General features: G+C 65.4%; 23 protein-coding genes. 9 read left to right on the plus strand and 14 right to left on the minus strand.

From position 1 onward, the window contains the following. Positions 1-27: 27 nt before the first annotated feature. The 5 genes from AB0N05_RS27425 to AB0N05_RS27445 all read right to left on the minus strand — a co-directional run bounded on the left by AB0N05_RS27425 (position 28) and on the right by AB0N05_RS27445 (position 3,930). Entirely contained in the window at positions 28-843 is an 816-nt protein-coding gene (locus AB0N05_RS27425; RefSeq protein WP_364699134.1) for an ABC transporter permease, read from the minus strand. A 274-nt stretch (positions 844-1,117) separates the two neighbouring features. After that, positions 1,118-2,347, minus strand: coding sequence for an FAD-dependent oxidoreductase (locus AB0N05_RS27430; RefSeq protein WP_364698874.1), 1,230 nt, complete (start codon positions 2,345-2,347; stop codon positions 1,118-1,120). After that, positions 2,344-2,526 carry a rubredoxin gene (locus tag AB0N05_RS27435; protein ID WP_025350806.1) on the minus strand — a complete coding sequence of 61 codons (183 nt, stop codon included), beginning with the start codon at positions 2,524-2,526 and terminating at the stop codon, positions 2,344-2,346. The genes AB0N05_RS27430 and AB0N05_RS27435 overlap by 4 nt, the downstream gene beginning before the upstream one ends. After that, complete coding sequence (locus AB0N05_RS27440) at positions 2,519-2,707, minus strand: rubredoxin (RefSeq protein ID WP_364698877.1); 189 nt, start codon at positions 2,705-2,707, stop codon at positions 2,519-2,521. Before AB0N05_RS27440 ends, AB0N05_RS27435 begins: the two co-directional genes overlap by 8 nt. Further along, complete coding sequence (locus tag AB0N05_RS27445; protein ID WP_364698879.1) at positions 2,707-3,930, minus strand: alkane 1-monooxygenase; 1,224 nt, start codon at positions 3,928-3,930, stop codon at positions 2,707-2,709. The genes AB0N05_RS27440 and AB0N05_RS27445 overlap by 1 nt, the downstream gene beginning before the upstream one ends. A 131-nt stretch (positions 3,931-4,061) precedes the next feature. On the opposite strand from AB0N05_RS27445, the gene AB0N05_RS27450 reads away from it, so the two are divergent. The 5 genes from AB0N05_RS27450 (at position 4,062) to AB0N05_RS27470 (ending at position 10,690) form a co-directional block, all read left to right on the plus strand. Beyond that, the gene (locus AB0N05_RS27450) at positions 4,062-4,688 is read left to right on the plus strand and encodes a TetR family transcriptional regulator (protein WP_364698881.1); all 627 of its coding nucleotides are present in this window, start codon (positions 4,062-4,064) and stop codon (positions 4,686-4,688) included. Between the two features lie 235 nt (positions 4,689-4,923). After that, entirely contained in the window at positions 4,924-6,405 is a 1,482-nt protein-coding gene (locus AB0N05_RS27455; protein ID WP_364698883.1) for a serine/threonine-protein kinase, read from the plus strand. A 23-nt stretch (positions 6,406-6,428) separates the two neighbouring features. Further along, on the plus strand, positions 6,429-7,685 hold the full coding sequence (locus tag AB0N05_RS27460) for a hypothetical protein (RefSeq protein WP_364698885.1): 1,257 nt from the start codon (positions 6,429-6,431) through the stop codon (positions 7,683-7,685). Between the two features lies 1 nt (position 7,686). Continuing rightward, complete coding sequence (locus AB0N05_RS27465; protein ID WP_364698887.1) at positions 7,687-9,201, plus strand: serine/threonine-protein kinase; 1,515 nt, start codon at positions 7,687-7,689, stop codon at positions 9,199-9,201. After that, positions 9,188-10,690, plus strand: coding sequence for a serine/threonine-protein kinase (locus AB0N05_RS27470; RefSeq protein WP_364698889.1), 1,503 nt, complete (start codon positions 9,188-9,190; stop codon positions 10,688-10,690). The genes AB0N05_RS27465 and AB0N05_RS27470 overlap by 14 nt, the downstream gene beginning before the upstream one ends. Before the next feature lie 24 nt (positions 10,691-10,714). Here AB0N05_RS27470 and AB0N05_RS27475 read toward each other — a convergent pair whose 3' ends face one another. Continuing rightward, positions 10,715-12,094 (minus strand): AarF/ABC1/UbiB kinase family protein, encoded by a 1,380-nt coding sequence (locus tag AB0N05_RS27475; RefSeq protein WP_364698891.1) that lies wholly within the window; start codon positions 12,092-12,094, stop codon positions 10,715-10,717. Between the two features lie 158 nt (positions 12,095-12,252). Between AB0N05_RS27475 and AB0N05_RS27480 the strand changes: the two genes are divergently transcribed. Further along, positions 12,253-13,803, plus strand: coding sequence for an acyl-CoA carboxylase subunit beta (locus AB0N05_RS27480; RefSeq protein ID WP_364698893.1), 1,551 nt, complete (start codon positions 12,253-12,255; stop codon positions 13,801-13,803). 27 nt (positions 13,804-13,830) lie between these two features. Here the strand turns inward: AB0N05_RS27480 and AB0N05_RS27485 are convergent, their stop codons facing one another. The 6 genes from AB0N05_RS27485 to AB0N05_RS27510 form a co-directional block, all read right to left on the minus strand. Beyond that, positions 13,831-15,159, minus strand: coding sequence for a lipase family protein (locus tag AB0N05_RS27485; RefSeq protein ID WP_364698895.1), 1,329 nt, complete (start codon positions 15,157-15,159; stop codon positions 13,831-13,833). Between the two features lie 121 nt (positions 15,160-15,280). Continuing rightward, complete coding sequence (locus tag AB0N05_RS27490; RefSeq protein WP_364698897.1) at positions 15,281-16,087, minus strand: RNA polymerase sigma factor SigF; 807 nt, start codon at positions 16,085-16,087, stop codon at positions 15,281-15,283. Then, complete coding sequence (locus AB0N05_RS27495; RefSeq protein ID WP_364698899.1) at positions 16,077-16,508, minus strand: anti-sigma factor; 432 nt, start codon at positions 16,506-16,508, stop codon at positions 16,077-16,079. Before AB0N05_RS27495 ends, AB0N05_RS27490 begins: the two co-directional genes overlap by 11 nt. Before the next feature lie 158 nt (positions 16,509-16,666). Beyond that, entirely contained in the window at positions 16,667-17,350 is a 684-nt protein-coding gene (locus AB0N05_RS27500; protein ID WP_364698901.1) for a PAS and ANTAR domain-containing protein, read from the minus strand. Positions 17,351-17,393: 43 nt separating this feature from the next. Further along, entirely contained in the window at positions 17,394-17,780 is a 387-nt protein-coding gene (locus AB0N05_RS27505; RefSeq protein WP_364698903.1) for an STAS domain-containing protein, read from the minus strand. Between the two features lie 125 nt (positions 17,781-17,905). Next, a complete protein-coding gene (locus tag AB0N05_RS27510) occupies positions 17,906-18,745 on the minus strand; it encodes an acyl-CoA thioesterase domain-containing protein (protein ID WP_364698905.1) in 840 nt (279 codons plus the stop codon). Positions 18,746-18,912: 167 nt separating this feature from the next. On the opposite strand from AB0N05_RS27510, the gene AB0N05_RS27515 reads away from it, so the two are divergent. Further along, positions 18,913-19,140, plus strand: a complete 228-nt coding sequence (locus tag AB0N05_RS27515) for a hypothetical protein (protein ID WP_364698907.1) — start codon at positions 18,913-18,915, stop codon at positions 19,138-19,140. 355 nt (positions 19,141-19,495) lie between these two features. Beyond that, positions 19,496-19,744: a hypothetical protein gene (locus tag AB0N05_RS27520; RefSeq protein WP_364698909.1), complete on the plus strand. Its 249-nt coding sequence runs from the start codon at positions 19,496-19,498 to the stop codon at positions 19,742-19,744. Positions 19,745-19,849: 105 nt separating this feature from the next. On the opposite strand, the gene AB0N05_RS27525 is transcribed toward AB0N05_RS27520, so the two are convergent. Continuing rightward, complete coding sequence (locus tag AB0N05_RS27525; protein WP_364698911.1) at positions 19,850-20,734, minus strand: helix-turn-helix transcriptional regulator; 885 nt, start codon at positions 20,732-20,734, stop codon at positions 19,850-19,852. Between the two features lie 88 nt (positions 20,735-20,822). Next, complete coding sequence (locus AB0N05_RS27530) at positions 20,823-21,053, minus strand: DUF397 domain-containing protein (protein ID WP_364698913.1); 231 nt, start codon at positions 21,051-21,053, stop codon at positions 20,823-20,825. Between the two features lie 700 nt (positions 21,054-21,753). Between AB0N05_RS27530 and AB0N05_RS27535 the strand changes: the two genes are divergently transcribed. Next, a complete protein-coding gene (locus AB0N05_RS27535) occupies positions 21,754-22,047 on the plus strand; it encodes a hypothetical protein (RefSeq protein ID WP_364698915.1) in 294 nt (97 codons plus the stop codon). Positions 22,048-22,077 lie beyond the last annotated feature (30 nt).

Consider the following 22,077-nt stretch of genomic DNA (forward strand, 5'->3'; position numbering starts at 1 on the left):
GTTGATAGCGGGAGGGAACCTGCGTCATCAGCCCACCTGCGTCGGTAGGAACATCGAAACCAGCTGGGTGATCACGAGATTCACGCCGAAGGCCGCGATCACGCCGATCACCACCGCCGCGTTCACGGCATTGGCGACGCCCTTGGGCCCGCCACCGGCCTCGAGCCCGCGCTGACAGGACACGATGAGCACGATGATGCCGAAGATGACGGCCTTGACGATGGCCACCGCCAGATCGCTCATCTTGGCGAAGGCCGCGAAGGCGGACAGGTAACTGCCCGGCGTCACGCCCTGGAATCCGACGGCGATCACGTACCCGGTGAACACCCCCATGAAAATGATCAGCATGCACAGCAGCGGCGTGAGCGTGATCATGGCCGCCAGGCGTGGGGCCACGAGTCTCCTGATCGGGTCGATGCCCATGACGCGCAAGGCATCCACCTCGTCGCGAATGGTGCGCGCGCCCAGATCCGAGGCGATGGCCGATCCGGCCGCGCCGCCGAGCAGCAGCGCGGTCACCATGGGCGCGCCCTGCCGGATCACGCCGAGCCCGCCGGCCGCGCCCGAGACCGAGCTGGCACCGACCTGCTGGGTCAGGCTGCCGACCTGCACCGCGACAATCACGCCGAACGGAACCGATACCAGCACAGCGGGAATCGCCGTCACGCTGACGATGAACCACCCCTGCTGTAGCGTGTCACGCCACGGATGCCGCAGCTTGACGATATCGGTGACCAGATAGCGGAAGGCCGCTACCGCCAGTTGCAGCGTGCGTCCGAACGTCCGCAACCCCGAGAGAACGAATTCGACGGCCTGCCGTATCAACGGCTCCGGCCCCCGAATGACCTTGTCGACCAATGCCTACCACCCCACTGACCCCACTGATGGCCGGAGTCGATCCCGACCGACTGGGACACTAATACAGATTCCGGACTGACGTGTCAGTCTTCACTGGTTTGGTTTGACTCTTGACCGGCAGAGGGGTCGGGTGCACAATACGCGCCCCGCGCGATTAGCACGATTCGCCAATCTGTTTCAGCTATGCATCGGCAAACAGAAAAGCCATTGCCCGGAGCGGATCCGAGCAATGGCTTTTCACATTTTGCGAATTGTTAGCTCAATTCGATACGGAGACCGAATCATCGAGTTCGGCCGCGGCAAGCGCCGTCGATTCCTCCGCGCAGGCAACCGGATCCAGCCGCGCGCCCCGGGCGACGAGATCCCGTGCCGCGCGAATATCCGCAGGTCGCCCTATACTCGCCGCACCCGTCAGCCGCCCACCCCGCAAAGCGAGGACCGTAATCCGGGCCGTGTCGAGCGAACCACGCACCACGAGTTCATCCTCCTCCCGAATGCGGCCCGCGAACTGTAGATTCAGCCCGTACTGCATGGACCAGCCCCACGCGACCTCGGCACGTCCCGGCGAAATACCGAGCATGGACTTCGCTGCGGCAACACCTTGCGCTTGCGCGCTGTTCCAGTGTTCTTCCCGCACATGGACCCCGCGTTCCGGATCGAAACGGGTGGCGACATCCCCGGCCGCGAAGATCCCCGGAATCGAAGTGCGGTACTGCTCGTCCACCACAATGCCGTCATTGATGAGCAGTCCGGCGGTCGCGGCGAGCGCAGTGTCCGGGACAGCCCCGATGGCGACCAAGGCGGTGGCGGCGTGCCAACGGCGATCGTCGGACGCAATCGCGGTCACGCCGCCTTCGCCGTGCTCGAACCGGTCCAGCAATACTCCGGTATGGAACTCGACCCCATTGTCCGCATGCAGATTTCGGTAGTACTCGCCTAGCAGTGACGGGACGACGCGATCGAGCGGTGCGGGCCCGGCGTGCAGAACGGTCACCTTCGCGCCGAGCCCGCGCGCGGTGGCGGCGACCTCGCAGCCGATCAGACCGCCGCCCACTATCAGCAGGGACCCACCCGAGGTGAGAGCCGAGCGCAGCGGCTCGACATCCGCCCGGCCGCGCAGGGTGTGCGCGCCGCCCATGCCCGGCAATCGGCGCGGTCGGGCTCCGGTCGCGAGAAGCAGTCTGTCGTAACCGATTTCGCTGCCATTCACCAGCTCGACGCAACTCCGATCGGCATCGACGCGCAGCACCGCAGCCCCGGGCCGCAGGTCGATATCGAGTGACTTCCAGGAGTCCGCGTCGGCGATCAACGTGCGACGTTCCTCCACCGTTCCGGCAAGTAGCTCCTTGGACACCATCGGCCGCCGGTAGGGCAGACCGGGCTCCGCGCCGAGCAGCACGATCTCGCCGGAATAGCCTTCCCCGCGAAGCGTTTTAGCTGCCGTCGCTCCGGCCACGCCCGCGCCCACGATGACAATGCGCCCGCTCACGCGCGACTGACCTCGACCATCTCGAAATCGGCCTTGGCCGCACCGCAATCCGGGCAGGACCAGTCGTCTGGAATGTCGTCCCAGCGGGTGCCCGGCTCGATGCCGTCCTCGGGCCAGCCCAGCGCCTCGTCGTACTCGAAGCCACACTGCACGCAGCGGAAGAGTTTGTAGTCAGTCATTGGTGTGTCCTGTTGTGGCGGAGGTGAATTCGAAGTCGATCTTTTCCCGGACCCCGCAGTCGGGGCAGCACCAGTCATCCGGGATCGCGGACCACGGGGTGCCCGCCGGGAAGCCCTCACGCGGTGCGCCGGTGGCTTCGTCGTACACGTAATCGCAGACGGGACAGCGGTATGCGGACATCACCGGGCTCCGTACTGCGCCAGCACCCGCTCGCGCCGACGCGGCTGGATGTTCACCCGCGTGATATCGCCGCTGTAGTGCTCGAGCACCCGGTGATCCATGACCCGACGCCACAGCGGCGGGAAGTAGGCCAGGCCGATCATGCTGGCGTACCCGCTGGGCAGGTTGGGCGCGCCGTCCATGCTGCGCAGAATCTGGTAGCGCCGTGTGGGATTCGCGTGATGATCGCTGTGGCGCTGCAAGTGGTAGAGGAAAATATTGGTCACGATGTGATCGGAATTCCAGCTGTGCTGCGGCGTGCAGCGCTCGTACCGTCCCGCCGCCGTCTTGCGCCGGAGCAGGCCGTAATGCTCGAGATAGTTCACCGTCTCCAGCAGGCAGAATCCATACACGCCCTGAAGGATCAAGAACGGCAGCACAATCGGGCCGAACACGACGGCCAGCACACCCCACAGCACCACCGACATCAGCCAGGCATTGAGCACGTCATTGTGAATCGTCCACGGCCGCTTGCCGAGTCGCTCCAGCCGCTGCTTCTCCAACTCCCACGATGAGCGCAGGCTCCCCCACACACTGCGCGGCAGGAAACTCCAGAACGATTCCGCGAACCGGGCGCTGGCCGGATCCTCCGGCGTCGCCACCCGCACGTGATGCCCGCGATTGTGCTCGATATAGAAGTGCCCGTAAAACGTCTGCGCCAGAGTGATTTTCGAGAGCCAGCGCTCCAGTGAATCCTTCTTGTGCCCGAGCTCATGCGCGGTATTGATGCCCACCCCGCCGACCACACCGATGCTCAGCGCCAGCCCGATCTTCGACACCAGGCCGAGCCCGCCGTCCATGCCCAGCCAGGACAGATTCGAAGCCGTCCACAGATAGCAGGCGAAGATCAGGCCCAGCAGCTGGAACGGAATGTAGGCGTAGGTGCAGTACCGGTAATACCGGTCGTTCTCCAGCATCTCCATGACCTCGTCCGGCGGGTTCTGCCCGTCCGGCCCGAAGAAGCGATCCAGCATCGGCAGCAGCACGTAGACCAGCAGCGGGCCGATCCACCACCACACCGGCGCCACGGCCTGCCACCCGAGCCGATCGAACGCCCACACCAGTCCGGTGGCGAGGAACAGGGCGGTCGGGGCCACCAGGCCGAACAGCCACAGGTAGCGCTTGCGGTCACGCCACCGCGGTGGCGCGGAGTGCTTCGACCCCTGGATCCGAGACGTCGTCATTGTCGATCTCCTTGCAGAACCGGCCCCTGAACAGTGCCGTTTACACTTTCGCATGATGTGTATTCATTACATACACATCACTCTTTATTGTCAACAGCCGGACAGATCCCGAGGTCGTATAACATCGGCTCGTGGCTGAAGCGCCGAACTTCCAGACCGAAATGCGGCAGCTCCTGCGGGAGCGCGTCCTGGACACCGCACGCCGAATCGTCGTCACCGAGGGTTGGGGCGCGGTGAACATGTCTCGCGTCGCCAAGGAGGTGGGCGTCAGCCGACCCGTCCTCTACAAGGAGATCGGCGCACGCCAGGATCTCGCCGACGTGGTCATCCGCAATGAGGTCGACATGTTCCTCATGGGCATCGCCGAAAGCCTGGCCGCGCATCCGGACGATGCCCTGGCAGGAATGACCGCGGCGGTCGAATACACCCTCCGCACCGGCGCGGACAACACACTCCTCAAGGCCGTCCTCTCCGGCCGCTCCGCCGACGACACCGCCCTGCTCCCCAGCATCATGACCGAAACCGAACCAGTCCTCGGCCGAGCGATCGCCGCCCTCACCGCGGCAGGCCGCGCCCAATACGGATTCGACGGAGTCTCCGACACCGAACTCGGCTCGATGATCGAAACCCTGGTCCGCCTGGCCCTGAGCCATCTCTTCCAGCCCATCGGCCCCATCGAGCGCGCCGTCGAGCAAATCAACCGTGTCCTCGTCGGCACCTTCGCGCCTGCCCTCACGGCCGGTTCGAGCCGCGAATAGCGTTCGCCCGTCGACTGAGTCAGCAAACCGCCCGCCGCCGCGGCACCCCCACCGCCGAACCGATCCGCGTGTCTCGAACCGGACTCCGCGGTCCGCTCGGCACGGCGCATCCGAGACAGCATCCGGCACAGTCGTTCTCGTAACCACCGCGACTACCCACCGACAATCCGGATCCAGAGATACCGCCTGGTTTGTGTCGTACACTGCGCCGAGGTTTCGGATTTGGGGGTTTCGGTTGAACGCCGCGGACGACCGCAGCTACGGCGGATACCGCATCGAACGCAAGCTCGGCAGCGGTGGAATGGGTGCCGTCTACCTGGCGCAGCATCCGCGCTTACCGCGCAAGGATGCGCTGAAGGTCCTGTCGGACAGCCACCAGGACGATCCGGGCTTCCGCGCGCGGTTCCTGCGGGAAGCCGAAATCGCCGCGCAGCTGCAACATCCGAACCTGGTGGCGGTGCGCGACCGCGGCGAGCAGGACGGCCGACTGTGGATCGCCATGCAATATGTGGAAGGCATCGACGGCGCGGAACTCCTGCGACACGGCCCGCTCGACCCCGCCCGCGCCGTGCGGATCATTTCCGAAGCGGCACACGGGCTGGACGAGGTGCATCGCGCCGGACTACTGCACCGGGACGTGAAGCCCGCCAATATCCTCATTGCCACGCCTACCGACGGCCTCGAGCGAGTCCTGGTCACGGACTTCGGAATCGCCCGTCCCGCAGATGATTCGGCCACCCTCGACGGCGCGGGCGGCCTCACCGCGACCCTGGCGTACGCGGCGCCGGAACAGCTCAATGGCGAACCGGTCGACCATCGCACCGATGTGTATGCCCTCGGCTGCACGCTGTACCAGATGCTCACCGGCAGCGTGCCGTTCCCGCTCGACAGCCCGGCGGCGATCATGTTCGCGCATCTGAATTCCCCGCCGCCACGGCCATCGGCCCTGAACCCCGCGCTCCCCATCGAATTCGACGCGGTGATCGCCACCGCCCTGGCCAAGAACCCCGCCGACCGTTTCCAGAGCTGCGGCGTGCTCGCCGCCGCGGCACAGGGGGCCTTCCTCGGCGCGGTCCATCGGCCACGACCCAAGCGCCGCGCGCTGGTCGCCACCGCACTCACCGCGGTGCTCATCGCGGTGGCGTCGGGGATATCCTTGGCCGCCTTCAACTCCGGCGACGACACTCCCTCGGCCGATCCGCATCGGCCCAATACCACCGGCGTCGATCCGGCCAGTTGGGGTGAGTACGCCTACATCGTGCAACTCTTTCCGGCGCTCTACCCGCCCGCACCGAACGCCGTCGGATATCAACAGATCACCAATTGCTCTCCGATCCCCGAGCATGGCGATAACACGCTGACATTCGACGACAAGCCCGCGGTGGGCGTCCTGTTCTGCCTCGGAGATCGCGATCCCGTGTACACGGTCGAGACGAAATGCAATGCGAACCGCACCGCGATCGTGCCGGACAACGCATTGTTCGAAAAACTGGAGGGCGACGAGGCGTGGAGTCGCCCGACCGGATCCGGACATCTGTTCTGGGGCACCACGACCTATCCGGCCGATAATTTCCTGCCCATCCTCGCGGGTAAGAAGATGGGCATACTCGAGGTCATGTTCGCCGACGCGAGCAGGAACTTCTGCCGCCTCACGGTGACCGGAGCCACGACCGGGGCCGCGATCCATGACCGCTGGTGGCCGCAGGCACCACTGTGAACACCAGCCGAAAGACCCTTCGCATGAACCTCCGATTGCTCGGAAAGCGCACGGCCGTAGCGCTTCTGATCGCCACCGCGACGCTGGCCACCGCCTGTACCGTGCCGGGTGATCCGATGCCGCAGCACCTGAATCCGGCCGCGCTGCGCACCGGGATCTACACCGCCGAACCGCTCGACGCGCCGCCGGGTACCGACGCGTACGGCCGGGTGCTGGAGGCGGTCCGGCTGTCCGAAGCCATGATCGATCCGATCGAGGCCGACTCCGCCCTCACCGCACAGCTCGAACTCGGCGGCCTGTTCCTCATGCCGACACCCGTGAAAGCGGCCACCCTGCTGGCGGAACCGGTCCGAGCCGTACTGGAACGCCGCGGGATGATCACCGGGGCGGCGGTCGGCGGGGCCGATCGCACCATGGTCCGGCACCCCACGACCGGCACGTTCCGGGCGCTCACCCTCATGGTGTTCCGCTTTCCCGACACCGCGTCCGCGCAGGCCGCGGCCTCGGAGATCGATGCCACCGATGCCGCCGTCAGCACCGAGAATGTCGCCGTCACGATTCCCGATTACCCTGCGGCACACGCTCATTGGCGGCCGAATGTGCCGACGCTGGCGGCGACCATGGCATCCGGGACATCGGTGATCAGCCTCCTGGCCGCGCACACCGCCATCGATCTCCCCGCGCTGACGGCGCTGGCGCACAATGGCTTCGACAAGCAGGAGCGACGACTGCGCGACTATCAGCCGACACCCGCGGACACATTGGCCACGCTGCCGCTCGACCCCGACAAGATGCTCTCCCGCATGGTGCCGACCGCACCGGGCCGCTGGCCGTACCCGGAGGTCATCACCTTCGCGAACGAGGTCATCGCGGGCTGGGATTCGAGCCTCTACGCGTCCGGCGTCGTCCTCGGTCCGAGGGCCTCGCAGCTCTTCGGTGGTCGTGTAACGGGCCGAGTACCGGCGGAGGCGCGGGCGATCAACAATCTCAACTCCCTGTTCCGATTCCCGACCGCCGCGGCGGCACGGGCCGCCTTCGAGCGACAGACCGGCAAGGACAAGGAGAACGGGCTGACGACCATGCCCCTTCCCGACGGAATCGCCGCGCAGGACATGCACTGCACGCTCTCGACGGCTCAGACGGACAAGCTGGGACTGTCCAAGTACCTCTGTGTGATCCGGTACGGCCGCTACCTCGCGGCCGTCTTCTCGCGGGATGCAACGAACGTGCTGGAAAAGGCGTCCGCGCAGTATGGCCTGCTGGTCGGCGGTGGCAGCTGACATGACCGACAGAATCACTCCCGGAACGATTTTCGCCGGATACCGGATCGAACGGCTGCTCGGTGCGGGCGGCATGGGAACCGTGTATCTGGCCCGGCATCCGCGTCTGCCGCGCACCGACGCGCTGAAGGTGCTGCCCGAGGCGCTGGGCCTGGAAACGGAATACCGCGCGCGATTCCTGCGGGAGGCCGAGGCGGCGGCGCGGCTCGATCATCCGAACCTGGTCGCCGTGCACGACAGGGGCATCGATCATGGAAGTCTGTGGATCTCCATGCAATTCGTGGACGGCATCGACGCCGCCGAGCTCATTCGCCGTCATCCCGACGGGGTGCCGCCCGCTCAGGCCCTGCACATCCTGCGCGAGGTCGCGCAGGGACTGGACGAGGCACATCGCCTCGGATTGCTGCACCGCGATGTGAAACCGGCCAATATCCTGATGCAATCCCAGCCGGATCGACCGGATCGGGTGCTGGTCACCGATTTCGGAATCGCCAAGGCCGCAGGTCAATCCACGGCTCTGACACAGACGGGCGCGGTGCTGGCGACTCTCGCCTATGTCGCACCCGAGCAGATCACCGCGGGGCTCATCGATCACCGCGCCGATATCTACGCCTTGGGTTGCACCTTCTTCGAGTTGCTCACCGGCCGCAAACCCTTCCCGCGCGCCAATACCGCGGCGGTCATGATGGCCCACGTCCAGGATCCGCCGCCGCGCGCCAGCGAGGTGAATCCCGCACTGCCGCAGACGATCGACTCCGTGATCGCGCGCGCGATGGCCAAACAACCCGGCGACCGCTACGACTCCGCCGTCGCCTTCGCCATCGCCGCGGCGGCCGGATTGGCCGGAACACCCGACACCACCCGCGTCAGCGTTCTCCACACGCCGAGGATGCGGCGGACGAAGAACCGGCGGCGCGGACGAGCTGTCGGACTCGCCGCCCTCGCCGCGGCGGTCGCGCTGGTCGCTACGGGTGTGGTTGTCCTGAAACGGAATTCGGGCGACGTGGCCTCTCCCCTGCCGAGCGCCACCACCACCGTCAGCGGCGGCGCGCTCACGTGGGGCAACTACCAGTTCATCGTCAGCGCCTTCCCCGGTTTATTACCGGCCACACCGATCTCGGGCGGCTACCAGAGCGCACTGTGCCGCGCGGAGGACGAGGATCTGAAGCCGGTCGATGTGAATGCCCAACCACCCGTCAAGGTTCAGATCAACTGCCTCGGCAACGGTGATCCGGTGAAATTCTTCTACGCGCACTGCAATAGCAACCGCAGCCCCTTGTCCATCATGTCGTGGGCCGAGGGGGAGACCGTCCTCGGCGACGAACGCTGGGAACGCGCCTCGGGACGCGGTCGAGTGGTGTGGGGGAATCTCGTGTGGGAAGGAAAGCAGCGGGGTGAGCTGCAAATCGAGTTCGATGACGGGGGCCGGAACTTCTGCGAAGTGATAGTCAACGGTGTAGAGGGCAGCACCGGAACAGATGTGTACGAGCGCTGGTGGCGCAATGCGCCGATCTAGCGGCGAACCGCAACCCGGCGAGATCTTCGCCGGATACCTGATCGAACGCGTGCTGGGCAGCGGCGGCATGGGAACCGTGTATGTGGTGCACCATCCACGGCTGCCGCGCCGGGACGCGCTGAAAGTGCTGTCCGCCGAATGCAGTACGAGCGAGGAGTTCCGCGCACGATTCATTCGCGAGGCGGACCTCGCCGCCCGGCTGGACCATCCGAACCTCGTCACCGTGCACGATCGCGGCATCGCGCAGGAACGGCTCTGGATCAGCATGCAGTTCGTCGACGGCACCGACGCGGCCGAACTGCTCCGACAGGGCTGGCTCCCGCCCGAACGGGTGGCACACATCGTGCGGGAGGCGGCCCAGGGTCTCGACGCGGTCCACCGGGCCGGACTACTCCATCGCGACGTGAAACCCGCGAACATTCTGATCGACTCGCGCCCCGGCCGACCCGACCGAGTCCTGGTGTCGGACTTCGGGATCGCCAAGGCGGCCACCGGATCGACCATGCTGACCGAAGCGGGCGCGGTGCTGGCCACCCTCGCCTATGTCGCCCCCGAGCAGCTGGAACTGGGCCCGGTGGACCGCCGCGCCGACATCTACGCCCTCGGGTGCACCCTCTACGAACTGCTGACCGGTTCGCAGCCATTCCCCCGGCCGAACCCCGGCGCGGTCATGTCGGCGCATCTGCACGATCCGCCGCCCCGCCCCACGGCCGCGAATCCCGCACTCCCACACGCCATCGACGACGTGGTGGCCAAGGCCATGGCCAAGAATCCCGGCCATCGCTACGAATCATGCGGCGAACTGGCCATCGCGGCCACGGCGGCCCTCGGCCTCTCCGCGTCCCTCGTACCCGCTGACACGGTCCGCATCGAAACTCACCACCGGAAACGACGGATGCCCGCGATCGGCCTACTCCTCGCAGTCATTCTGATCGCCGCCGCAGGTCTCATCGGCTGGAATCTGCGCCCCACCGACCATCCCGCCGCACCCACCGGATCGTCGCCCACCACCACCGCCGCCGTCGCGAAGTCCTGGGGAAACTACGCCGATATCGTGCAAGCATTCCCCAACCTCCTGCCCGCGAACCCGGACGCATCCGGCTATCAGGGAATCCGATGCATCCCCATGGACGAGGAACGTCGACCGGTCGATGTGAACGCCTCGGTCTCCGCCAAGAAAGTCCTGAACTGCAATGGAAGCAGGAACCCCCTCGAGCTGCTGGTTTTGAAGTGCTACACCGACGGCCGCGCCGTCGACGGCAAGCCCATCGAGAAGGACGCCGCCGTCACCGGCGAGGAACAGTGGGAACGCCCCACCGGAGGCGGACACCTCTCCTGGGGCGATATCACGGGTGCGAACGGCCGCACCCTCGGCGCACTGGGCACCACCTTCACCGCCCCTGCCCGACAAAACTGCGAGCTCTACGCCTACGGCGGCACCTCCGGCCAGAACCTCCACGACACCTGGTGGTCCACCGCCCCGATCTAACCCTTGCGCAATCCTGTTCTGACCTCAGTCGACGGGGAGTTCCGCGCCGGTTTCGGCGAGCTTGGCGGCTACCTCGGCGGGGAAGACATTGCGGAAGAGGTAGAGGTCTCGGCCGAGTTTCCAGCCGGGGGCCAGGGCTACGGCGTAGCGCTCGAAGTAGCCGAGTTGTTTGCCCATGAGGATGAGTTGCTGGGGGCCGGAAGCGCCTCGGCGCTTGCCGAATTCGAGGAGGCGGGCGGAGACCACGCCCAGGTCGAGTTTGTCGAGGCTGCCGGACAGGACCGGGCCGAGGGCCACGGCGAGTTGGCGGCCGATGGTGGCGTCGTCGCCGCTGTCGTCGGAGACCAAGTCGAGTTTGCGGAGGGCGCGGGCCACCGGGCGGAAGTCATTGTCGATGGAGCTGGCGTAGAAGAGGGCACGGACGAACTCGCGCCATTCGGCTTCCATGCGGCCGACAATGCCGAAATCGAGCATGGCCACGCGGCCGTCATCGAGCAGCCAGAGGTTGCCCGCGTGCACGTCACCGTGGAAAAGGCCGTGCACCGCAACGCTTTCCATCCACGCCTTCACCAGGCGGCGGATGAGCATCTCCGGCTCGGGATGCACCTCGCGGATATCGTCGAAGCGGTCCAGCGGCATGCCGCGCATGCGCTCCATGCACAGCACGCGCGGGCCGCAGTGCTCCCAATACACCTCGGGCACAGCGACATTGGTGTTGTCGCCGAAGGCCATCAGGTTTTCCCGGGCCTGGTTCTGATTGTCGGCCTCGATGAGGAAGTTCAATTCCGCGACGGTGGCCTCGTACAGATCGCGCACCACGCCCTGAGTATTGGCGACGCGGGCGTTCTCGAACCGCTTCTCCATGGTCCGCGCCAGCCGCATGGCGGCGCGCAGATCCACGATCATGCGACGGCCGATCTCGGGCCGCTGCACCTTCACCACGGCGGCGCGGCCATCGGCGAGCACGCACGCGTGCACCTGCGCGATGGAAGCCGCCGAGAGCGGTACGTCATCGAACTCCAGGAACAGCTCGGAGATCGGCTTGCCGAGATCGGCCTCGATGATCGCCCGCGCATCGGCGGACGGGAATGGCGACATATCGTCGAGGCAACGCAGGCACGCGTCCGCGAGCTCGCGCGGGAACGCCCCCGGCGAGGAGGCGATGAGCTGGCCGAGCTTGACGAACATGGGCCCGAGCGTCTCGAACCCGTTCACCACGCCTTCGGCGGCCGCGCGCTTGCGCTTGGATTTGCGCAGTCCGCCGCGCAGTACGCTTCTGGTGACCGATCCACCCAGTACCAGGCCCACGATCGCGGTTCGCTTCCACTCCGCGAATCCGAACGTGTCCAGATTGGGTCGGATCACCTCGGGCGTTCCCGCCCGCACAGTCATCGGTGAGCTCACGGGCCGCAGTGTATCCCCGACCCGACCGTGAGGTTCACATTGGCAGGTTGCACAGGTTACCGAGGCGTTCACTGGTTCGACATCGGTAAGCCAAGGTAGCGTGTTGGCGGGCTGCGATCCGGCCCGATCTGATGAAGGCGGAAAGGCAACACCGAAGAATGACGGGTACAGCGGAGAAGCTCGCGGAATTGCGCAAGCTCCTCGAGGTCGCCGAAGAACCGACGGGTGAGAAGGGTATCCAGAAGCGACTTGCCAAAGGCGTGGCCAGCGCCCGAGAACGGGTCACCATGCTGCTGGACCCGGGAAGCTTCGTGGAGATGGGCGCGCTCATGCGCTCGCCCGGTAATCCCAATGCCCTCTACGGAGACGGCGTGGTCACCGGTCGCGGCACCGTCGACGGCCGCCCGGTCGTAGTGATCTCCCATGATTCCGGGGTGCAGGGCGGCTCGGTCGGTGAGATCTTCGGCCGCCGGGTGCGGCTCGCCATGGAATTCGCCTACAACAATGCCTGCCCGGTCGTGGTCATCAATGACTCCGGTGGCGCGCGCATCCAGGAGGGCGTGACCGCGCTGGCCTGGTACGCCACCATGTGCCGGTTGCAGGAGGACCTGTCGGGCTACGTGCCGATGGTCGCGGTCATGTTCGGTAAGTGCGCCGCGGGTTCGGTGTACGGGCCGGTCAATATGGACGTGCTGGTCGCGACCGACGACTCGTACATGTTCGTCACCGGGCCCGAGGTCATCAAGGGCATCACCGGTGAGGAGATCAGCGCCGAGGAGCTGGGCGGCGCGGCCGTGCAGGCCCGCAATGGCCTGCTGCACCATGTGGCCAAGACCGAGGCCGACGCCCTGCAGTGGGCGCGCGACTACCTGAGCTACCTGCCGAGCAGCTGCCTCGAACAGCCGCCGGTCGTGAACCCGGGCATCGAGCCCGAGATCACCGACTCCGATCGCGAATTGGACCGGATCATTCCGGATTCCGATCGGCAGGGCTACGACATGCACGACGTGCTGCTGCGCATCTTCGACGATGGCGCCTTCCTCGAGATCGGCGAGGCGGCCGCACAGAACCTCATCACCGGATTCGCCCGCGTGGACGGCATGCCCGTCGGCGTCATCGCGAATCAGCCGATGGTGCTGGGCGGTGCGCTGGACGCGGCATGCTCGGACAAGGGCGCGTACTTCATCCGACTCTGCGATGCCTTCAATATTCCGCTCGTCTACGTCGTCGACACCCCGGGCGTGTTGCCGGGCGTCGAGGAGGAGCGCCTGGGCGTCATCAAGCGCGGCGGCCGCATGTTCCGCGCGCTCATCGAGGCCACGGTCCCGATCGTCACCATCGTGACCCGCAAGGCCTACGGCGGCGGCTACGCGGTCATGGGCTGTAAGCAGCTCGGCGTCGATATCAACTTCGCCTGGCCGACCGCCCGCATCGCGGTCATCGGCGCGGAGGGCATGGTCACCGTCACCGGTAAGAAGACCCTCGCCGCCACTCCGCCCGAGCAGCGCGAGACCGTGCGCAAGCAGATGGTGGACTTCTACAACGCGCTCATCGACAACCCGTGGGTGGCGGCCGAGCGCGGCTACATCGACGGGGTCATCGAGCCGTCGGCCACGCGCCTGGAGATCCGCAAGGCGCTGCGCCTGCTTCGCGACAAGAACGCCGTCCGTAAGCACAATCCGCGCAAGCACAACCTGTTCCCGATCTAAGCAGCACTTGAGAGGTGTTGCCCGCGTTCAACATTCGTTGGGCGCGGGCTCGCCTTGCAGTCGCTGGTCAAGCCACACAAGCGATTCCGGATATCCCGTGAACGCCGCGATCACATGCTCCCCGATCACACTGCGATACACCGCCGTGGCGCCCAGCGAGCACTGCTCCTGATACAGGTTCTTCGCCCCCTCCGCGGGCACCCACCACTCCTGCTCACCGTTGTAGATGTACAGCGGCACAGGCGATTTCTTCCCCGCCATCTTCGTGACACCGAAGATGTCCTGCGCCAGCTGACTGTGCAGCGGATTCGGCATATTCGATACCGCGTCGATGGACAGCATGAGCAGTCCCGGCAACCCGAAGGTGCTGCTGCACTGGTCCTTCATGAACGACACCGCCACCCACTGCGCGAGATGGTTCATCCGGGCCAGGATTTCGGGCCGCTCCCGCCCGATGGCGAAGACCGCGGCCAGGAACACCCCCGAGGCCAGATTCCCGTTCATGCTCCGCGAGAGAATCTCGAAGTCGGCCGGTACCCCGCCCATGGCCGCCCCGACCACCACATCCTCGAGCTCCGGCGCGTACTCCGGCATGAGCTTGACCGCGCCATGGGTGGCGATCGCCCCGCCCGAGTAGCCGACCATCGCAAAGCGACTGTCCCCGAACTGTTCCGGGAATCCATAGCGCACGGCCCGAATGGCGTCGAGCACGGCATGCCCGGCCACATAGGGGTCGGCGTAGGCCATGCGCGGGCCCTCATGATCGGTGATCAGCACCGCGTACCCGCGCAGCAGCGCCAGCTGCGTGGTCGGCGGTAGATAGTCCGCGAGATTCGTCTTGCTGTTGAACCCGTGCGAGAGGTTGTAACTCGGATTGCAGTCCCGCCCAAGCCCATTGATGGGCAGGTTATTGACCAGCACCGGCCGATCCCCGGGCCCGGTCCACGCCCCGTTCGGCAGCACCAGCGAGGCGATCCCATAGGACGCCGCGCCATGCGAATCCGTGGTGCGGTACTTGAGCTGCAATACCCGATTCACCGGAGTGAGCAGCACCAGCCACGCCGCCGAAGTGACATCCCGGAACTCGACGATCTGCCCGTCCCGGTAGTCCTCGAGCCGTTCAGGCCAGTCGTCGATGAAGCCGTCCCCGATGGCGGCGGGCATGACCGCGGACCGCAAGGCCGCCAGCTCGTCCGGAAGCCCACCGATATCGGTCAATGGCGTCGACACCGCGGGCGCCAGCGCGGGCGGCGGAATCAGCTCATCGACCCACTGCTGAAAGGAATCCGGAAGCTGCCCCGAGACCGGCTGCGGTTCCAGTTCCGGCTGCGCCCCCGAAAGCCCCGCCTGCGCCATGAAGCATCCGATCATCAAGGCGATGGCGAATATTCGCAGGCAGCGAAGCACAACCGAGCGTAACCGGAGACCATGCCTCGGCACGGCAACCCGGTGGCCCCGAAATCACATCGAGACCCGGTCAGTCCCGCATCGCTTCCTCACGCAGCCAGGTCAGCGTGCGGGTGAGTATCCGCGAAATATGCATTTGCGACACGCCGAGTTCCTCGGCGATCTGCGCCTGCGTCCGCGATTCGAAGAAGCGCATGATCAGTACCCGCTGCTCCCGCTCGGGCAATTCGGCGATCAGGGGCCGCACCGCCAGGAACTCGTCCACGCGCTCATAACTCGGCTCGACCCCGCCCAGCACCTCCATGAGCGAGAGCGGCGTGTTCTCACTGTCATCGCCGACCAGGGCATCCAGCGAGGCGAGTTGATAGGCATTGCCCGCGATCAGCGCCTGGGTGACCTCGACCAGGTCGACCTGGAGCTCGGCCGCGATCTCCCGGGCCTTGGGCATGCGCCCCAGCCGCTGCGCCAGCGCCTCGACGGCGCCGCCGATGCCGAGCTGAATCTCCTTGGTGCGGCGCGGGACTCGCACCGCCCAGGTGTTGTCCCGGAAGTGGCGGCGCACCTCGCCCATGACGGTGGGCACCGCGAAGGACAGGAACGAGGACCCGCGCGAGACATCGAAGCGATCCACCGCCTGTACGAGGCCGACCCGCGCCACCTGGAGCAGATCGTCGAAGGATTCACCGCGCCCCGCGAAGCGCCGGGCAATGTGGTCGGCCAGCGGCATGCAGCGGCCGATCAGGCGTTCGCGCGTCCCTTCCCACCGCGGATCCTCCGGATCCAGTTCGGCGAGTTCCTTGAACGCCGGTTCGATATTGTCATAGCTATCGCCGCGGCTGCGCGAACGCGCCTGCGGCCGCCGTGCCTCATCGGTCATCGACTTCGCCTCGCAGCCGACTGAACTCGACCACCGTCGGATATCCCCCCGTGGACGCGTCATACGCATGCTGTTGCGCGACAAGGTTTTCGGTCAGCGTCTGCAATACATGCCAGCCGAAGCCGTGCTCGTCGAGGGCGTCGGAGTCCGCCGCCAGCGCCGTCACGCGCACCAACATGCGGCGATCGTCGAAATCGAATTCACAATCGATTCGGCTACCGGCCACCGCCGCCATGATCAGCGCGGTCGCCACCTCATCCAGCGCCACCCGTAGGTCCGTCACCTCATCCAGCGCGAAATCGGCGATCAGCCCCACAGTTTCGGCCAGCGCGCGCAGCATGGTGAGCTGCTCGAGTTCGGCCGGGACGCGGATTCCCACCGCGCTGGTCTGGGTCGCCGGCTGGGAAATCCACTCACTCATCCGTATCTCCGCCTGTCCATGGCTACTCTCCGCCCGTCCATGACGGCCCAGCCACCGCGCTGGAGTGCCCCGCGCCCAGCCGTCACCCGATCCATTCGTACGTCGCATCATTCGATGCCTTACCCGGGCAAACGACGCCGAAACATCAGCGCGGCAACTTATTCCGGATCGGGCCTTTCGTGCGCGGTCAGCAGCAGGTGATCGAACCGGGTGCGCAGCCCCACCTCGACCCCACCCAGCGCGGTGACCTCCTGCACCAGCCGCTCGGCGAGCGTGCGCAGCTTGGTATTGGTCTCCTGCGAACGCCAGGTCAGCACCCGGAAGGCCTGTTCGGCATCGAGGCCGTAGACGAGCATGAGCGCGCCCTTGGCCTGCTCGATCACCGCCCGCGCCCGATACAGCTCGGGCAGGGTGTCGTCGAGCGTCTCCTGCCGGTTCTCGGCGAGCGCACCGGTGAGATCGAGGTAGTAGCCGGATGTGCCGACCACCGTATTGTTCTCGTCGACCATGAGGTCTCCGACGACGATGACGTGGTGCACCGCACCCTCGGTGTCGAGGATGCGGTGCCGGCTGCAGAACGGTTCCCCGTTCTCCACCGATCGGGCAAGAGAGGTGGCGACCTGCTCGCGATCCTCGGGATGCTTATGCGTTAGTAGCAAGTCCGTGGTGGGTTCGGCGGTGCCGGGGGGATAGCCGTGCATGGCGGCCACCTCTTCGGACCATTCCCACCGCCGGTCGGCGAACCAGAATCGAAAGCTGCCGACGCTCTGCGGGCGGCCTGTGCCGATCACCTGCTCCAGCGCATGCGCGTCGCTCGTGGAGAGCTCACCACCCGATGTCACCTCAGCATTATCTGCTGTTCGAGGTTTTCCCGGAGGCGGATTGCTATGCCCCGAGGGCGGCGTGAAGCGACGGATAGTAGTCCAGTAACGAACGGACACCCGTCACCTCGAGCACCCTTTCCACGGCACGGCGGCAACCGGCCACGCGGAGATCGACACCGTCGATGGTGGCGGCGGCAACACCCGCGGCGAGCGCGCCCGCGCAACCGATACTCAGGAACCTGGTGTGCCGGAAATCGACCAGCACGATCGGGCTCCCGGAGCCCACGGCGCGTTCGAGCGCGGTACTGAATTCGGGTAGTACCGCAGCATCCAATTCACCCTCGACGCGCACGATGACGCAACGCCGGTCCTGATCGGGACTCTGTGGAGGGTGGCGGCCGTCGTGTTCGGGTTCGAACCCACGCTGGAGTACGGCAATAGCTGACATGGACCTGACCTCCCATGGAGGGAATGTCGGCTGTCGTCTCAACCTGATCACATTGTGGCACGATTGTCCGGTCCTGTCACAGACCTGCCTGGAAAACCGTTGTCACGGTTGATCTTCGGAGCGATTCAGAAACGCGAGCTCACCGCGATATCGAGCTGCGCGTTGCTGATCTGCCGACCGGCATTGGACACCGAGGTCACCATGGCGCTGCCGAAGGAACCGCGGCGGTCGAACATGGTCGCCACACCCACCGCCATACCGCGCTCGCTGAAGTGGCTGTCGGCCTCCACGCCGATCTCGTAGCCCTCCGGCATGCGTGAGAGCGCCAGCGTCATATCGGTATTGATGAAGCCGATGCCCTTGTCGCCCCAGTTGGTCATCATGCTCGTCGCCTCGCCGACGATGGCGGCCCGCACGAAGGGTGTGAGCTCCTCCCCCGTCACCGCTCGAATCGGGTTCTGCCAGGTGCGCTTGCGGCCGGTGTTCTCATGTTCGGTGGGACGTACCGACCATTCGGATTGGTCAGCGGCACTGCCGAACAGCGGCACATTGGGCGACACCGAGGGCGGCGCGAGTTCCAGCGACGGCGGCTGCGGCTCGCGCTCGCGCTGCCACAACTCCCCCGGCGGCTGTTCCGAGGGCTGCAGCAGCACCACTGAGGCCCGCGCGACGGTTTTGCCGCCCTGGACCACCGAGACGTCCGCGACCCGGATCCGCCTGCCGTCACGCACCCGCACCATGGGCGTGACGGTGTGCTCGAAACGGGCCGGGCTGAACAGGTCCACGGTCAATCGCACCGGTACGAATCCGTCGGTGGCATGCTCACGCTCCAGCTCCCGGGCCATCAGACCGGTCAGCGCGGGGCCGACCACCTGCGCCGCGGACCACTGGCTGGCCGCGAAACGGGTGGGATCGAACCCACCGTCCACCGCGTCGAAATACCCCGGCACGTCCACCACAGTCATCGCTCCCGTCCGGTCCGACCGATCGAACCCACTGTTCCAAGAGCTAACACACCGATGGAACAGGTTTCACCGCGGGGTCCCGCTCAGAGAGCTCGTGATTGGCGCGTGGCCCGACGGGTATTCCGCTGTTATCACGTCTGCAAGGCACTGCAGAAAGGACCGCGATCATGCCCGCCGAGGCACCCTATTGGCCTGGCTTGAATCTCTCAGCCGTCGGAATCGTCTCGGTCGCATTGACTTTGATCATGGTCGGGTACGGCTGGGGGGAATGGGCCGTCCTCGGCGCACTCACCAGCGCACTGTGCCTGGGGTTCGGAATCGACCTTATGGTGGCCGAGCATCGGTACGCCAAACAGGGCCACGAGCGGGTCCGGAGCGATCCGGAACTCGACTGACACGGCCGGAATCACAGATCAGCGAAGCTGCGACAAAGCCCGCCTGAACCTTCCGCTAATTCCTGGAATTTAGGCAGTTCTCGGCCTTGGATGGAATTTTCGTTCGGAAATAGGCCAAACACCGGTCCGAGACCATACTTCGGGACGCTCGGCGCCCGGTTTCGCAAACCCATAGCATCCTCAAAACCCTACTGTGCCTGCGAATTCGAGGTTGCAGATGCACTTGCATCTGTGAGTGGCACGGTCATAGACTCGCAGTGCAAGGCACCACAGGGGACAACCAGAGAGCCGAGCGGTGAATCATTGGCGATTCCTGCCTGGGGTTAGCCGTCGGCCTGGCGTCAGGGGCGTTCGAATGAACCAGCCAATCAACCTCAGCCGCCTCGGGTTCGCCGACAGAAGTCAGCCGGCGCAATCCTATTCACGTGAGACGGCAACCGCTTTCGTCATACACCAGGTCGAATCAACGGGCGCGGCGACTCGATACGATTTCGATATCGAACGAATCGTCACAACCGCACACGCCATGGTGAACGACTGGGATCTGCACATGATGCAGCCGGATGCGTTCTGGCGCATCGCGTCTAGCTTCATCAGGCAGTAGCCGCATCAGGCCGCGGAGCGGAACCAAGGAAGTAGCGGAAGAGCCCGCAAGGGCCAACAGGGGCCCCGCCAGGGGCCCCTTTACTCATGCCTTACAGCGCGTGCCTCACAGCGCGGCAGCGATTTCCGTCAGCTTCTGGCGCGACCGTTCCGGCGGCTCGGCCTGCACACTGAGCTGATCCATCACCTGACGGTAGAGCTCGAGATCCTGCCGCCGATCCAGGTACAGCGCACTCGTCAGCTGTTCCAGATACACGATGTCCGGCAGTTCCGGCTCGGCGAAGCGCAGCATGGTGAACGAACTCCCCGCTGCCGCATGCCCGCCCGCCGCGTACGGGAGCATCTGAATGGTGACATTGGGACGCTCGGAGATCGCGATCAGATGATTGATCTGATCGCGCATGACGGACGCCCCGCCCACCGGCCGGCGCAATACCGCCTCGTCCAGCACCGCCCAGAAGCTCGGGGCGCCGTCGCGCGTCAGTAGTTCTTGACGGCGACGGCGCAGCGACACTCGTCGTTCGCTGTTCTCGTCATGCCCGAGGGCGACGACGGAACGCGCGTAATCGGCGGTCTGTAGCAGGCCGGGAACCAGCTGTCCCTCATAGGTACGTATGGCTTTCGCCGCATGCTCGAGGCCCAGGTAGGTCTCGAACCACGGCGGCAGTAGATCGCTGTAGCGATGCCACCAGCCCGGCTGGTTGGCCTTGCGCATCAATTCCAGGAACTGTTCGCGCTCGCCGGGATCGTCAACGCCGTAGAGCGTCAACAGATCCCGGATATCGCGTTCCTTGAATCCGGTGCGCCCGAGTTCCAGGCGACTGATCTTGGCGTGGGAGCCGCGAATGTGATCACCCGCGGCTTCTCGGGTAATGCCGTTCTCTTCCCTCAGCTTACGTAGCTGAGAGCCGACCGCGATCCGCAGCGCAGTCGGGCCACGCTCGGCGACAGCGGAATCCGCCAGACCGTGGGCAACAGGTTCTGCGATCATTAGTGGTCCACTCCGATGCTCGGGTTTGCCGGCAGTGGACTCACAACGGCTCGTCGCTAACCACCGCGCCGATTGCCAATGCTACCGCTCAGCGCGCGAGGTCGTCGAACTCTCCACTCTTTGCGCCGCGAAGGAACGCATCGATCTCCGGGCGGGTGTAGACGATCAGCGATCCTTCGGGGTCACGGGAGTTACGGACGGCCACTTGACCGTCGGCCAGTGGCGCGAGTTCCACGCAGTTTCCACTGGGATTGCTGAAAGTGCTCTTGCGCCAAGACAGTTCCGAGCGATCTATACGGGTTGCCGATGTGTCACTCATGTCAGACTCCTTGCCAGTACCGCCCGCAGACGGTGGTCCAGTACTTGCAAATGCTCGATCAGATGTACTTACAGTTGCAACCGCAAGTGAACGATAGCACGTGAATAGCCCGCTTTGGATCCCCGCAATCCTGCATATCCTTTGCAACACAACAGCTTTGATCTTGGTGCAGGTAGGGTGCGTGCGAAGTTGCGAAGAAAGCCGGACAATACCGACCAATTGGTACCAGTAAGCCGACGTCAGCGAACGACAGCTATTCCCAGGTCAACTGTCCAGTGCCGTGGGGAACGTTTTCAGAAGCGTCACGTGACCATTGGCGACCCAGTATCCGACCAAAGGGACAAACACCACCGGACACGGGGTTCGACCGTGCAAATGTACTTGCATCTGCACGACGCACGACCCTAAACTCGGTGCACTACTCCATCGGCCAGAGGCATCCCATGACACAGATGCTCGCTCCCAGCACCGATATTTCCGGTGATTGCGCCGTAGAACCACGCGGCCTCACCTATCGCCGAGCAAGGACAATATTGCGTGCGCACGATCAGCACTTCGCCTGCCGGCAGTATCTAGCCGCCGTAGCGTATCTGTCCGCGGACAACGACGTCGACTGATCTCGTCGTTCCCCTTGCGCGGCAGCGGGTATGGCGGTACCCCGGATAGGGATAGTAGAGCCGTCACGTGGAAGAGCGCCGAGATGCTTCTTATAGCTGCCCACGACCTGCTGGCCCAAGATCTACTGGCCCAAGTCTTCAACCCGACCCCGGAGACCCCGCCCGTGGCGGACAAACTCCTGCGCCTGGTCCGCTATTTCACCTGGTTCGTGCTGCTTTCGGGCGTCCTGGCCATCATCTACGCGGGCGGCCGCTTCGCCTGGGAGAAGTGGAGCGGCGGCCCGCTGCAAGCACCCAAGCAGGTGGCCGGCGCGCTGATCGGCGGAATCGTCGCGACCAGCGCGGGCACCATCATGAATGCGGTGATCGGACAATAGTTGTCAAAAGATCAGTAGCCCTTGACAGAT

Source organism: Nocardia sp. NPDC051030, from assembly GCF_040683015.1.
GTDB lineage: Bacteria > Actinomycetota > Actinomycetes > Mycobacteriales > Mycobacteriaceae > Nocardia.

What these genes read in the sequence shown, in the direction of transcription:
- AB0N05_RS27435 (WP_025350806.1), bottom strand. Translation starts at nt 2,526, where the DNA reads ATGACTGACTACAAACTCTTCCGCTGCGTGCAGTGTGGCTTCGAGTAC.
- AB0N05_RS27460 (WP_364698885.1), top strand. Translation starts at nt 6,429, where the DNA reads ATGAACCTCCGATTGCTCGGAAAGCGCACGGCCGTAGCGCTTCTGATC.
- AB0N05_RS27490 (WP_364698897.1), bottom strand. Translation starts at nt 16,087, where the DNA reads ATGACCGATGAGGCACGGCGGCCGCAGGCGCGTTCGCGCAGCCGCGGC.
- AB0N05_RS27525 (WP_364698911.1), bottom strand. Translation starts at nt 20,734, where the DNA reads ATGATCGCAGAACCTGTTGCCCACGGTCTGGCGGATTCCGCTGTCGCC.
- AB0N05_RS27465 (WP_364698887.1), top strand. Translation starts at nt 7,687, where the DNA reads ATGACCGACAGAATCACTCCCGGAACGATTTTCGCCGGATACCGGATC.
- AB0N05_RS27520 (WP_364698909.1), top strand. Translation starts at nt 19,496, where the DNA reads ATGAACCAGCCAATCAACCTCAGCCGCCTCGGGTTCGCCGACAGAAGT.
- AB0N05_RS27440 (WP_364698877.1), bottom strand. Translation starts at nt 2,707, where the DNA reads ATGTCCGCATACCGCTGTCCCGTCTGCGATTACGTGTACGACGAAGCC.
- AB0N05_RS27505 (WP_364698903.1), bottom strand. Translation starts at nt 17,780, where the DNA reads ATGTCAGCTATTGCCGTACTCCAGCGTGGGTTCGAACCCGAACACGAC.
- AB0N05_RS27530 (WP_364698913.1), bottom strand. Translation starts at nt 21,053, where the DNA reads ATGAGTGACACATCGGCAACCCGTATAGATCGCTCGGAACTGTCTTGG.
- AB0N05_RS27485 (WP_364698895.1), bottom strand. Translation starts at nt 15,159, where the DNA reads ATGGCGCAGGCGGGGCTTTCGGGGGCGCAGCCGGAACTGGAACCGCAG.
- AB0N05_RS27445 (WP_364698879.1), bottom strand. Translation starts at nt 3,930, where the DNA reads ATGACGACGTCTCGGATCCAGGGGTCGAAGCACTCCGCGCCACCGCGG.
- AB0N05_RS27470 (WP_364698889.1), top strand. Translation starts at nt 9,188, where the DNA reads ATGCGCCGATCTAGCGGCGAACCGCAACCCGGCGAGATCTTCGCCGGA.
- AB0N05_RS27495 (WP_364698899.1), bottom strand. Translation starts at nt 16,508, where the DNA reads ATGAGTGAGTGGATTTCCCAGCCGGCGACCCAGACCAGCGCGGTGGGA.
- AB0N05_RS27515 (WP_364698907.1), top strand. Translation starts at nt 18,913, where the DNA reads ATGCCCGCCGAGGCACCCTATTGGCCTGGCTTGAATCTCTCAGCCGTC.
- AB0N05_RS27480 (WP_364698893.1), top strand. Translation starts at nt 12,253, where the DNA reads ATGACGGGTACAGCGGAGAAGCTCGCGGAATTGCGCAAGCTCCTCGAG.
- AB0N05_RS27510 (WP_364698905.1), bottom strand. Translation starts at nt 18,745, where the DNA reads ATGACTGTGGTGGACGTGCCGGGGTATTTCGACGCGGTGGACGGTGGG.
- AB0N05_RS27535 (WP_364698915.1), top strand. Translation starts at nt 21,754, where the DNA reads ATGCTTCTTATAGCTGCCCACGACCTGCTGGCCCAAGATCTACTGGCC.